The sequence below is a fragment of the Thalassospira sp. MIT1004 genome (assembly GCF_001858545.1).
GTDB classification, from domain to species: Bacteria; Pseudomonadota; Alphaproteobacteria; order Rhodospirillales; family Thalassospiraceae; genus Thalassospira; species Thalassospira xiamenensis.
Map to the genome: position 1 here is coordinate 1 of NZ_MCAO01000019.1, position 11,183 is coordinate 11,183.

At 53.0% G+C, this 11,183-nt stretch carries 10 protein-coding genes and 1 pseudogene; 3 read left to right on the top strand and 8 right to left on the bottom strand.

All coding sequences use genetic code 11. The annotated features are described in order from the left end of the window. Positions 1–185 (top strand): hypothetical protein (locus BC440_RS23455; protein ID WP_210766352.1); only part of this gene is annotated, 185 nt, incomplete at its 5' end. A 109-nt stretch (positions 186–294) separates the two neighbouring features. Here BC440_RS23455 and dctP read toward each other — a convergent pair. The 4 genes from dctP to BC440_RS08460 all read right to left on the bottom strand — a co-directional run bounded on the left by dctP (position 295) and on the right by BC440_RS08460 (position 5,517). Continuing rightward, positions 295–2,232, bottom strand: coding sequence for a TRAP transporter substrate-binding protein DctP (gene dctP / locus BC440_RS08445; protein WP_071239844.1), 1,938 nt, complete (start codon positions 2,230–2,232; stop codon positions 295–297). A gap of 279 nt (positions 2,233–2,511) precedes the next feature. Then, entirely contained in the window at positions 2,512–2,973 is a 462-nt protein-coding gene (locus BC440_RS08450; protein WP_071239845.1) for an NUDIX hydrolase, read from the bottom strand. A gap of 262 nt (positions 2,974–3,235) precedes the next feature. Then, positions 3,236–4,729 (bottom strand): hypothetical protein, encoded by a 1,494-nt coding sequence (locus tag BC440_RS08455; RefSeq protein WP_071239846.1) that lies wholly within the window; start codon positions 4,727–4,729, stop codon positions 3,236–3,238. Between the two features lie 299 nt (positions 4,730–5,028). Next, entirely contained in the window at positions 5,029–5,517 is a 489-nt protein-coding gene (locus BC440_RS08460; RefSeq protein WP_071239847.1) for a 3TM-type holin, read from the bottom strand. A 171-nt stretch (positions 5,518–5,688) separates the two neighbouring features. Here BC440_RS08460 and BC440_RS08465 point away from each other — a divergent pair, with 171 nt between their 5' ends. After that, positions 5,689–6,285, top strand: a complete 597-nt coding sequence (locus BC440_RS08465; RefSeq protein ID WP_071239848.1) for a papain-like cysteine protease family protein — start codon at positions 5,689–5,691, stop codon at positions 6,283–6,285. A 15-nt stretch (positions 6,286–6,300) separates the two neighbouring features. Here BC440_RS08465 and BC440_RS08470 read toward each other — a convergent pair whose 3' ends face one another. Together BC440_RS08470 and BC440_RS08475 are read right to left on the bottom strand one after the other, a co-directional pair. Then, positions 6,301–6,756: a cell wall hydrolase gene (locus tag BC440_RS08470; RefSeq protein ID WP_007092307.1), complete on the bottom strand. Its 456-nt coding sequence runs from the start codon at positions 6,754–6,756 to the stop codon at positions 6,301–6,303. A gap of 32 nt (positions 6,757–6,788) precedes the next feature. After that, positions 6,789–7,082 (bottom strand): hypothetical protein, encoded by a 294-nt coding sequence (locus BC440_RS08475; protein ID WP_037992016.1) that lies wholly within the window; start codon positions 7,080–7,082, stop codon positions 6,789–6,791. A gap of 280 nt (positions 7,083–7,362) precedes the next feature. On the opposite strand from BC440_RS08475, the pseudogene cml reads away from it, so the two are divergent. Next, positions 7,363–8,520 (top strand): annotated as a pseudogene (gene cml, locus BC440_RS08480) (CmlA/FloR family chloramphenicol efflux MFS transporter); the annotation flags it as partial. 282 nt (positions 8,521–8,802) lie between these two features. Here cml and BC440_RS08485 read toward each other — a convergent pair. Together BC440_RS08485 and terL are read right to left on the bottom strand one after the other, a co-directional pair. Continuing rightward, positions 8,803–9,114, bottom strand: a complete 312-nt coding sequence (locus BC440_RS08485; protein ID WP_071239850.1) for a hypothetical protein — start codon at positions 9,112–9,114, stop codon at positions 8,803–8,805. A 251-nt stretch (positions 9,115–9,365) separates the two neighbouring features. Further along, positions 9,366–10,937 (bottom strand): phage terminase large subunit, encoded by a 1,572-nt coding sequence (terL, locus tag BC440_RS08490; RefSeq protein ID WP_071239851.1) that lies wholly within the window; start codon positions 10,935–10,937, stop codon positions 9,366–9,368. Between the last annotated feature and the right edge of the window lie 246 nt (positions 10,938–11,183).

Below are 11,183 nucleotides of genomic sequence, written 5' to 3' on the forward strand. Positions count from 1 at the left end.
GTCCGCAGCCCCGCCGCCGCCCGATCCCGTATCCGCGCGACAATCCCGCCCACGGAAACCGGTTCTGCCCCTGCCATGCCAAATCCTCGCTGCCTGTTTGCAAAATGATGCTGCCTTTGCAACGCGGGGCGGGCGGGTTTGTTTCAGTGGGGATTGATTTCGACCGTAAAACCAATACGGTCTGAAGTTAAGATTCAGCGTTGGGAACCCCGCACTTAGGCCAGATTAATTTTCGGACTTTCGATAAAGTGAAGCCCTTTATTGATACAACCGATCATGTAAAGTCCACTTTAATCAGGGATATTTCCAATAATTGTAGTCTCCCTTCGAGATCGCTATCAATGCTCTCTCACTTGCACTTTTATTTTCACCTATCAAGAGAGCGAAATCTTCTCTTACAATTTGACTATCAAATACATAGCTGTGATTCGATGATAATAATCGACTATCTACATCGATAGACTCCAGCTTATCACCTACAATTATATTGTTTCCCCCTGTCCCCGCTCTGTCGTGCTGGTTCCATACCTCTGAAATTTCTAGGGCCCAGTCAGATTTACATGCATATAAAGTTAGTCGTTCAGCCTGCTTCGACAGTTTTTCCAGAGCGAATTCGAACTCATCTGAAGGAATATCAGGTGCTGCCATCACGATATTCTTAAATCTTGGCTCATTTGCCAAATGAGGAATCCCCTGAAGCGCCCCCATAGTATGCCATCCGCCCATACTGTGAGCTAAGATGTTTATTGGATGACCGTTCAAGGAGGCACTAAAATTTTGGAGTGTGTCTCTGAATAAAATCTGCGCCACACCGCTAGCGGACTCCTTATCGTAGCGATAATTACTACCAAGGGCATCTCGTCTCGCTGGCCAGCTCCACATAAGAACAGATGTCTCAGGACCGAACAACTTCTTCAACATAACAGCTCGCTCCGTCGCATCGGAGAATCGGTTGTTGAACCCATGAACAAACAACAAGGTTTGTTTCTCTTCTTGCAGCAATTTAACTAGATAAGCAGAGCAATCTTCATTTCCTGCTATCACTTCTCCCAAAATGGTTGCAGTACCTGATATATCGAAAGTAAGCTCGCCGCATTTCGTAACATTGGTGCGCCGATCTCCGAACCGATAACTCAACTTAATATTCTGAGTATCGTTCCGCGTTGTAGCAAAATATATATGCCCAGCATCACCTCTTTGATCAGGAATGACCGGTGAATTTTTCTCGTAATTTCTCTCAAGCCTCAAATTATCATTGATAGCTTTATAGCCGCCTTGCAAATTAACAGGCTGCTTAGATATCCACTGATCTACGGCGTAAGCAGCATCGTCTGAGTCAAATTTTAACGACTTCCCCATATTATTATATATGAAAGATCTAAATTTTATTTCCGAATGAATAAGTTCATCATTTATTTTCCGCGTTGCTTCAATCGCAGCGTCACCAATTGAAGCTCTAATCTCAAATGGCAAAATGTCCCAATTTTTATCATTTACCGCTACCACAGCAACTTTACTATCCAGGCTGTTTTCGATTAAATAACTGCCACTAATCGATGACCAAGTTCTTGGCTCTTCTGTTTCAACTATTGCAATATCAACCGCTCCCATTTGAAGTGCAGGCATAGTATCAGACCAAGACATTGCGATTGAACTTCCACCCAGCGCAGATAATGTGTCTTGAATTTCAGGCAGAGATTCTGGCTGTACGGCAACCTTTAGCCCTTTAATATCTTCAGGTGTTGCCAAAGGAACATTGCTGGCCAAGTAGGAGTTCCCAGCATTCAAATAAACCAGACTGCTAATACCTCGTTCAGCTTGCGAGGACAAACCAGATCGGCCAAGTGCGCTCTCTTGATAATCAATAACTTCCGACATTCCTCCAAATAGGAACGGGACAGCAAACGCCAAGGCAGGATAGGAACTTGGCTCCTCCAAAATTTGGCTATTTACAATTGCCATAGTCCAAGCTTTCTCGGCCATAGCAGCTTCAACTTCAGAAGATGAGACCGTCTTGACTGTAAAACCTGATTGCAGGCCCACAGCAGGATCAATCTGCTCTTGCAATTTTGAGAGAAAATCTTGGGCAACCCTCAAAAAACGCGCCTCGACTAAGAGGTTTATTTTCTCCTGCGCTATCGCCCCATTCGAATGAAGATAAACCAGTAGCGAGAAAAGCCCGACTAACGTGCGAGGCAGGAAGGTTAGGGAAAAATGTCGTTTGAACCACATTCTCGGTCTCCTATTCGTCCGACCGCTTTTACAAAGACACCTTAAGGAAATAAAATCCACATAACTTTAAACCAAAAGTTACATTAGAATCAATTTATATTAATTGATTATTTCATGTAGAGCGGCACCAAAGAAAAGCAATTAGTTTAGGTCAAAAGCTTTCACGGCGCTCTCACCTATCCCAACTCCTTATCCCCCAGTGCATCCCCCAGATCGGACTGGTATCGACCAGTGCCGCAATAATCGACGGGGCCAGAAGCGGGCTCAGAACACAGGAAATCAGGACTGCCCCTTCGCCATAACACCCACCGCCTTCCGCGCCACCCACGCCACATCCTGACTCAGCTCAACGCCGCTTTCCTCAAGCCCGGCAACCGGGAACCAGCCCGCATCCAGTGCATCATCCCCCGCAACCGGCTCCCCACCATTCCAGCGGCACAGCATCGCAATCAGGATGAAATGGCGTTTTACCTGCCCGTCCGCATCGCGATCAAAGGCATCAAGGGCGGTCAAAACACCGATGGCTTCCGCCGAAATGCCGGTTTCCTCGTGAAGTTCGCGTAATGCTGCCTGTGCCAAGGTTTCCCCGGCATCAATCTTGCCGCCGGGATATCCCCACATGCCCTGATCGGGCGGATTGGCGCGGCGCACCAGCAAAACCTGCCGATCGCGCACGACAACCGCAATTGTCGCCGCAATTGGCCGTGATGGTAAATGCAATGACGACGTTTGATCAGACATGGCGGCCTCGTCTGCGGCGGCCAGCAGAATCTCAAGCCCCCTGTTAGCCCCCCTGGGTGGGGTTTTCGATCATATCAGCCACACCACCCGAGACAACCCGCAATCACCGCCGCAAACAGGCCATCACCCCCGTTAACCCGCAAAAAGCCCTTCCACCGGGCATCGGCCCGCATGAAGGCCGCGCCATATAAAGGGGACTGTCCCCTTTTATCACTCGCTCAATTAAAAGTCCCTGCCAATTGCCGAGGACTTTGTTAGTGCATCAGGAGACGACAATGGGATTAGCAAACCGAAACTTGATGGCTTTTATTCCGCCGTTAAAAATCACACCTTTGTCATCCTGTGATTTTATGCTGTTGCTACTTGTCTCGATATAGCGCAGAGCGAACCCTAAGGGGACATCGACTTTACGGGAAAAATCGGTTGAACCGGCATCCCCAATCGTATCTGTATGTCCGTCTTCAAAATCAAACTTCAAGGCACATATATAGGTATTTTTAATATAGATCGTTATGGCGCCAAGCGGGTTTTCCTTTGTAATCTCAACAGTTCGCAGGCTGTCAACCTTTGCTCCGCTTTTAAAACTGTGGGTTTTCTTTTTTTGTGCCCCGTCTCGATACTCAAGAACCAATGACAGCTTATGATCAGAGGCCTGCCCGGAAATTTTGGTGACCCATCGTTCCTTATCCGCGTAATATTCCGGATTATCGCCCCATCCTCTATAGGTTCGTTCATTTCGATAAGCAGCATAGAAAACTGGCCCTTGCGGATGTGATGAATATCCTCCAAGCGGCAAAGTTGCGGGAATATTTTTGACTTTTTCGACAAGTTTGGCGTTTTTTCTGTCTTCTTGGCCAAGCTCAGGCACATATTTGGTTAAATACACCGCGCCTTCGATAGCACTAAGTAAATCACAAACACCATTATTGTAAGATGCTTCATCCGAAAGATTAAGAATCTGTTCCGCCTTGTTGCCGGATCGGACTGAATGTAGGCGCAAGCCCCGATAGCTCGTCAAAGTTTTATAATCATACCCTGTCGGCTGACTGTCTTTGGTTGCCCGATAGCTATAATCTGCACCTTTTTTGCTGTGGGTGAATGTGGATTTACGCCATTTTTTCCATGCTAAAAGTCTGTCGGTGAAGTACATTTCGTACTTATCCAGAAAACTAATAATTTCCTGATAACTCAGCAGAGATTCCGGAGCAAAAGTCAGTTTGTCTCGGTTCATCTCCATTACGTCGTAAAGGTATTTCAAGAGGGCCATGTGATAGTTGGCAACCGATAGCGTGATTGTCAGATAATGCTGACTGTAATCCTGATTGTTCGCACGATTGATAAAGCTGTGGCACTGCGACATGCTTTGCTGGCACCAGCCAATCAAAATATCAAGCGTACCAGGAGAAATTTCCTTGTGCGTTGTTATCAGATCAGAAATCTTGTTCGCCAATTCATAAATCGTTTGAAGATCAGCCATGGCATTATTGATTTCTTCCTTGGCCAGGGCTGCATCAATCATTTTCTGGACCTGTTCGGTCAACTTCTGCCAGATATCCGTGTTCGGGCTTTTGGGCCAAAGTGCCTTAACAACAAACGCCACGACCGCAACGCGCTTATCTGCCTTGCCTGCAATACTCAAAACCCCCGTTGTTACGGCACGAAACCGATCATTAAGGCTAGTTTCATCGGTAATCTCAATTTTGGCATCGAGATTTTCCGGAAGATAGATCACAGGTCGCGGCAAATTTTCCGACATGACTTCACCTTTCTGCGGCAATGGTTCGCCAATAAATTCATAAAAAATAACATACGATTAAATTAAAAATATTAACAAATCAAAACTTACAACCTACCCTTAAGGTATAGACAAGAAATAAATTGGCCACTCTTATGTATAAGAGACGGATAAATTCACTTAAAATTCTAAATTCCATTGTTTACTTCAAAAAATCCGGTATATTATTTTGCATTCCACAATAGAAAATCATCATATCCTCCAGCAGTCATCCTCCGCAAAGCCGGGGATCCATGCCACCACATGTCCCCCGCCCCCGATTATCCCAGTTTCTTATCCGCACTCCGCTTCACCACACTGACCCCCAAAACGCCCAGCGCAATGCCCCAGATCGGGCTGGTATTGACCAATGCCGCGATAATCGCCGGGGCCTGAAGCGGCGTTAAGATGATGGCGGCCGCAATCGATCCCATGGTCATGATCCACGTGAGCGCCACCGCATAGCCAAAGCTCGGTCGCCAGCGCCGCACAAACGCATCCTCGCTTTGCACCTCGGCCCGGATGGTGCGGTTGACGGTTGCCAGAACGCTCCGGTCCCGCGAAAGTTCGATTTCCGCCATGCGTTCGGAATGGCGGTTGGCCTCGATGATCTGGGCGGGCGTGACATCGCCCTTTGTCACCGCATCCCCCACCTGTTTAAGCCCCTCGGCCGCGGTTTTCGCGACCGGATGATCAATGGTTTCAAGCCCCGCCCCGACCGCCTTCATCAAAAGCGGCAGGCCGATCTGCGCCAGTAATGCTGGTATCATGTGATACCTCCTTCCTTGAAAAAAATGCCTGTTTTGCCAACCGATTTCCCTGGGTTTCCTCCCCCACGCAACACAGCCCTGAATAAATTGACGCACGGATAAAAAACCAATAGATTTATTTACTAAACCTAATGTTCGCGTTTGACTGCATGGGGATATCAGGGGGCCGTCATGAAAAGATTTCTTGCCGCAATGCTATTGTTTCTGGGGATGGATCAGGCCACTGCGCAGCAGCTCCCGCCACCGATTGACCTTGGCATCGTCAACATCCCGCAACAGACACAGGTCTGGTGCTGGCTTGCCGTGGTCGAACAGATCGCCCATTGGAAAAGCCAGACAAACCCGAATTCATCGCCGCATCAGTGTGAGCTTGTCTCTTTCGCAAACGGCATGCCGCAGCCCCTATGTTGCAATGCTGCCGCGGTGAACACCAATCCGATGCTGGCACAGCAATGCATCCGCACCGGGCAGGACCAGGAAATCATGCAATTGCTGAACATGGTCAGTAACAGTGTTGCCAGCTATGCCCTGCCCGCCCATCCGATGGTGCTTTACAACACCCTGGCATCGGGTCGCGCCATCATCCTCAAACTGCAAAACACCCCCTATTCCGGGCATGTTGTGGTTCTGCGCGGCATGGCATGGGTGCAAACCCCGATGGGGCCGACAGCGGTACTTTATATCAATGATCCGCTGTCCTATTTCACCCAGCCCGTCCCGTTCCAGAACATCGCCCATATGTGGTCCGGGGCCTTTATCGCCAATTGAGATGGGGCTTTACGTTCACCCTATGTTTTTGAAAAACAGATGCCCGCCAATCTCGGCCACCGGCACCTGTCCGCGCGCCCAATAGGGATCAACCGCATGGGTGTGATAATGCGTCGCCCCCTGGGTCATGTCGGCAATCTCCCCGGCCAATGCCCGTGTCGCCACCCGTTTGCACAGCCGGTATGCCGGGTCGCGCGCACTGAGCTTAAGCAACTTCACCCGGTTCGGATCGCCCGCGTTCCAGCAGGAAAACTGCCCCGGTTTCAGGCACACCTGCGACACCGTATTGCCCCACCAATAGCGCCCGCGCGCTTTGGCAAATGCCACCCGGTTCAGGATCACGCAGGCCACCGCCTCGATCCCCGGCAAACCCTCGCCGCGCGCCTCACCATAAAGCGTCCTTGCCAGCACCTCGGCGACCGGCAATTCCTGCGGGTCGGCAACGGCTTCCATCATCAGAACATCATTCATCGCTGTTTCCTTTCTAGGGTTCAAAACCGGCCTCACGCTGCCGGTACATTGTGATCAAGCTTCGCCTCGATCCGCAGCAGATGCGCGGTCAGGCGTTTTTCAATATCCTTGAGGTACGGGATCGAAACGTAGTTTCGCGCCACATCAAGCTTGAAATCCGCCAAGCCATCGCGAAGCGCGATCATCTCCGCGTCATGGCCCTCGCGCTGGCTTTCCAGCCGCGCCGAAAGCTCGCTCCGCATCCGCCAGTTCAGCCAGAAAAGCCCCGCCACCGCCGGGATTTCCACCGCCGTGATCCACCAGATCAGATCAACCGGTCCATTCATCACATCCTCCTGCCCCTTTGCATAAATCGCCCATGAAAAAGGCCTGCCGCGCTGTCAAAAAGGTGACGAACACATGGCAAGGCCAAATTCAAAACCCACTTCCCTCAATTCAAGCCACCCTTTATGCTGCCGTCAGACAGGAGACACCCGCCATGAGCACCAGCAAAAAAGCCGACAGATAAGCCGCAGCAACCCCTTTGGTTTTTGTTGTTGCGGCGTTCTTTCAGAACCAGTTGGCTCTGGGAACGCTGCCCGATCCCTTTTTCAAGGAAACGGCTCGATGCGCTCTGATATCTTGTCTTGGCGGTATTCGCTTACCGCCACTGTTCTTCTGTTATCTCCGTTCGATCTTCTGGCATCGCTTGGCATGGATATGTATCTGCCTGTGGTGCCACGCATGGCGGGCATTCTTGGCACCAGCCCGCTTCTGATCCAGCTGACCCTGACTTTCTATCTGGTCCTGATCGGTGCCGGGCAGCTTGTCTTTGGTCCCTTGTCGGACCGTTTTGGCCGTCGCCCGGTATTGCTGGGTGGCGCGATGGCCTATGTCATGGCATCGGTTGGCCTTGCCCTCGCCACACGCGGCGATGTGTTTCTGGCCTTGCGTCTTGTGCAGGCGGCCGGGGCTTCGGCCTGTCTGGTTGCGACCTTTGCCACCGTGCGCGATATCTATGCCGGACGCGATGAAAGCAACGTCATCTATGGCCTGCTGGGATCCATGCTCGCCATGGTTCCGGCCATCGGGCCGTTACTCGGCGCTCTTGTCGAAATATGGTTGGGCTGGCGGGCGATATTCGCACTCCTCGGCCTTGCCATGACGTTTCCGCTCATTGCCACCTTTTTCCTATGGCCCGAAACCCGGCAACGAACCGAAACCGGCCTTCGCTGGCGTGATCTTCTTGCCCCGCTTGGTCGGCTTAACTTCTGGCAATATACCCTGTCCTACGGGGCCGGAATGGGCAGCTTCTTTGTCTATTTCTCGGTCGCACCGTGGCTTCTGATGGCACGGCATGGCCTGTCACAAACCCTGTTCAGCCTCCTCTTTGCCTCGGTCGCGATTGCCATGATGGCAACCGCACGTCTGGTCGGGCGGCTTGTACCGCGGTTTGGTATTGCGCGCATCATGGCGACCGGCATGTTCTGTCTGATGGCCGGGGCCGGAATACTTGCCCTGACCGAAAGCCTCATACCCCGATCGATCATGGGCTTCATCGCGCCGATGTGGCTGATCGGGGTCGGTATTTCGATGGCGGTATCCGTCGCCCCCAATGGCGCGCTTCGCGGTTTCGATCACATTGCAGGCACGGTCACGGCGGTTTATTTCTGTCTTGGCGGTCTGTTGCTTGGCGGGTTCGGCACCCTTGCCGTCACCCTCCTACCCCGCCAAAGTGCATGGCCGATTGTTGCCTTTTGCGGGTTTGTTCCGATCATCGTTCTGATGATCAGGCACTTTAACCGCGATCAATCCTGATCGCCCCGAACAAAAAAGACCCGCAAACCAAAAGGCTTGCGGGTCAGTCAAGGAGGTCACTCATCAAAACCAGATAAGATCAGCCGTCGTCTCAATGGTCACCGGCATGGTCCGCCCAACATCCCCGGACGGGAGGATCGGGGCATTCATGCGGGGCCGGTGTCTCGTCAAAGGGCGTCGCCATGTGTCTCCAACGATGTCTTCACATCATGCGCGAACAGCAGGATCATGCCTGCGCGCGCCGGAAACTCAGGCATGCGGCCCGTTCAATTTCACTTCCAGCTCCTGCCACGCCTCACCCGATGCCACAAGGCAGCTTGCCCCGTTGGGCGAGGTAAACAGGATGGTCCAGGTTTTGCCATCGGGGGCTTTTAACACCTCGATCACGCCGCCATTGGCGGTCACGCCAACCGCAACCGGTTCCTCGGAATATTTCGCACTCAGGCTGTTGATCACCTTGGTGCGGTCGCCGCAAACCGGCGATACGGTCTGCGCTTCGACCGGACTGGCAAGGGTGATGCCACCAGCCATTACGGCAATCAGGCTTACAGTTTTCCACATGGTCAGGCCCTCCTTTAAGGGACAGCGCAGCGCGGCGCACCCGATGCCAATCTCCGTTTGGGTGTCCTTTCCCGGCACTGCTAAATTGACCAACACCGCCTTGGCGGCAACAGCTAATCTTTAGTATAGAAAAAATCACAGAAAACTATTCAACCATATAGATAACGTAATCACGAAAGTTGAATTTTCCATAAATTTTTCGCTCTTTTCTCCGACGGGTTGCATAAGCATCTGTGAATTCACGAAACTTTTTAGGGTTGAAAGCCATTTTGGGCTGAAAAAGCCGCCCCGGCAGGCCGCCAGTCGCCCCCGGACAGGGCTTTTTCCACCCGCGGCAGGCGCACCGGCTCGTGGATCAGGCACCCCGCCACCGCATCAAGCCCGTCATCATGCTGGCCTGCTTTGCCCTTCCCGCGCCCCCGTCCCTCGCCGGGTCGCCATTCGCGCATTTCACGGATGAACGGCGTTTGCCAGATACGCGCATGCGCATGCAGCAACCCCGCACTCAACACCGCGCCAAATGCATCCTCGATCCGTGCGTCCTTGTTTTTCGCCTCGTGATGCTCCACCACACTTGCCGCCCAGTCGGCCTGCTTCAAGGCGCGGCGCAGGATATTGGGCAAAAACCGCCCGACGCCATTGGTCTCGACCCGCACCGACGGCAAATGGTTCTGCCGGATGAATGCTGCGGCCTTGGCGCAAATCTGGCTGGCTTCATCGGCCTCATGCAGGCGCGTGGCATCAAATGTCAGCCACGCCATATCATGCAGCCAGTATTCCCCGCGCTCGCAGACATAAACGCACGCAATCACCGCGCCATCGCCCTCATTTGCGCTCCCATATGCGCCACCAGGTACGCCCCCGCTGGCCCCAAAGCTCGGATCAAAATGGCACGCGCCCGCCACCATCCGCCGCCCCGCAATCGACAGCCGAAGCACCCCGTTGGCCTGCGCAATCACCGCATCATCGCCATAACGGTGCAACCGGGCAGGGTCGAGGATGCCGTCACTGGGGGCCAGCATCTTCAGCATCATCTGGCTGGCAAATTTCCGCTCCCCGGTATGGGTGCGGATTTCCTCGATCTTGGTGATCGGAAACCGGTCTGGCCAGTTCGATTGCCCCTGTTCATCAAGGATCGGCAGGCAGAACCGCTCAAACCCCGCCAGAAACGGGGCGGTCTCCCCGGTTTCGGCGCGGATTTCGTCGGCATAGATCGAATAATAGCTGTGCGGGGTGCCGACATAAATCTGCGTGCCATCGGGCGACAGGACATAGGCAATTTCGCCCAGCTTCTCGCGCAATTCGGCGCGTTTATGGGCGCTATCGCTGTTTTTGGGCACCTCGACATCATCGCAAATCACCACATCGGCCCGCGATCCGGTGATATTGCCGCCAATACCGGCCGCCTGCATCGACGGATCACGCAATACGCCCGGTCGTTCAACGGTAAAACGCTGCGTGCCCCAATCGACCCGCTTTTCGGGCAACAGCCCCGCCAGCAACGGATGGCGCTCGATCACACGCTTGACATTGCGCACCATCTTTTTCGCCAACCCCAGATCGGCGGCCAGAACCAGAATGCGCAAATCCGCATCGCGATACAGCAACCACGCACAAAACAGCCCGACCAGTGTTGATTTGCCCGAATTGCGAAACGCCATCAGCAAAAGCTGCCCCTTCCCTGCCTGCCAGCACGCCTCAAGCCACGCCGCCATATCGCGATGATGCCCCGGCAACCCCAGCCCCATCATCGCATTCCAGATCCAGACAAACTCGCCAAACCCGGCACACCTCGCCCGCCCCCGATCAATCACCTGCGCCATGCCCGATCCCCTCACCATCCAACCCGCTGCACCCTGGACTCCCGCTTTCGCGGGAGTGACGAATGTGTCGAAAGCCCATCCCCAAAGCCGTCATTCCCGCGCACGCGGGAATCCAGACCTTGCGGGCCACGTCCTCTACCCCAACCACCGAACCCTCCGCACCATGGACTCCGGAGACTCACACCACAAGTGCAACATCAGTTATAGTTGGTGTTGCGATGGGACAGGAATACAGGCAGCTCGGCC

What these genes read in the sequence shown, in the direction of transcription:
- BC440_RS08485 (WP_071239850.1), bottom strand. Translation starts at nt 9,114, where the DNA reads ATGTGGAAAACTGTAAGCCTGATTGCCGTAATGGCTGGTGGCATCACC.
- terL (WP_071239851.1), bottom strand. Translation starts at nt 10,937, where the DNA reads ATGGCGCAGGTGATTGATCGGGGGCGGGCGAGGTGTGCCGGGTTTGGC.
- BC440_RS08455 (WP_071239846.1), bottom strand. Translation starts at nt 4,729, where the DNA reads ATGTCGGAAAATTTGCCGCGACCTGTGATCTATCTTCCGGAAAATCTC.
- BC440_RS08460 (WP_071239847.1), bottom strand. Translation starts at nt 5,517, where the DNA reads ATGATACCAGCATTACTGGCGCAGATCGGCCTGCCGCTTTTGATGAAG.
- dctP (WP_071239844.1), bottom strand. Translation starts at nt 2,232, where the DNA reads ATGTGGTTCAAACGACATTTTTCCCTAACCTTCCTGCCTCGCACGTTA.
- BC440_RS08470 (WP_007092307.1), bottom strand. Translation starts at nt 6,756, where the DNA reads ATGAATGATGTTCTGATGATGGAAGCCGTTGCCGACCCGCAGGAATTG.
- BC440_RS08475 (WP_037992016.1), bottom strand. Translation starts at nt 7,082, where the DNA reads ATGAATGGACCGGTTGATCTGATCTGGTGGATCACGGCGGTGGAAATC.
- BC440_RS08465 (WP_071239848.1), top strand. Translation starts at nt 5,689, where the DNA reads ATGAAAAGATTTCTTGCCGCAATGCTATTGTTTCTGGGGATGGATCAG.
- BC440_RS08450 (WP_071239845.1), bottom strand. Translation starts at nt 2,973, where the DNA reads ATGTCTGATCAAACGTCGTCATTGCATTTACCATCACGGCCAATTGCG.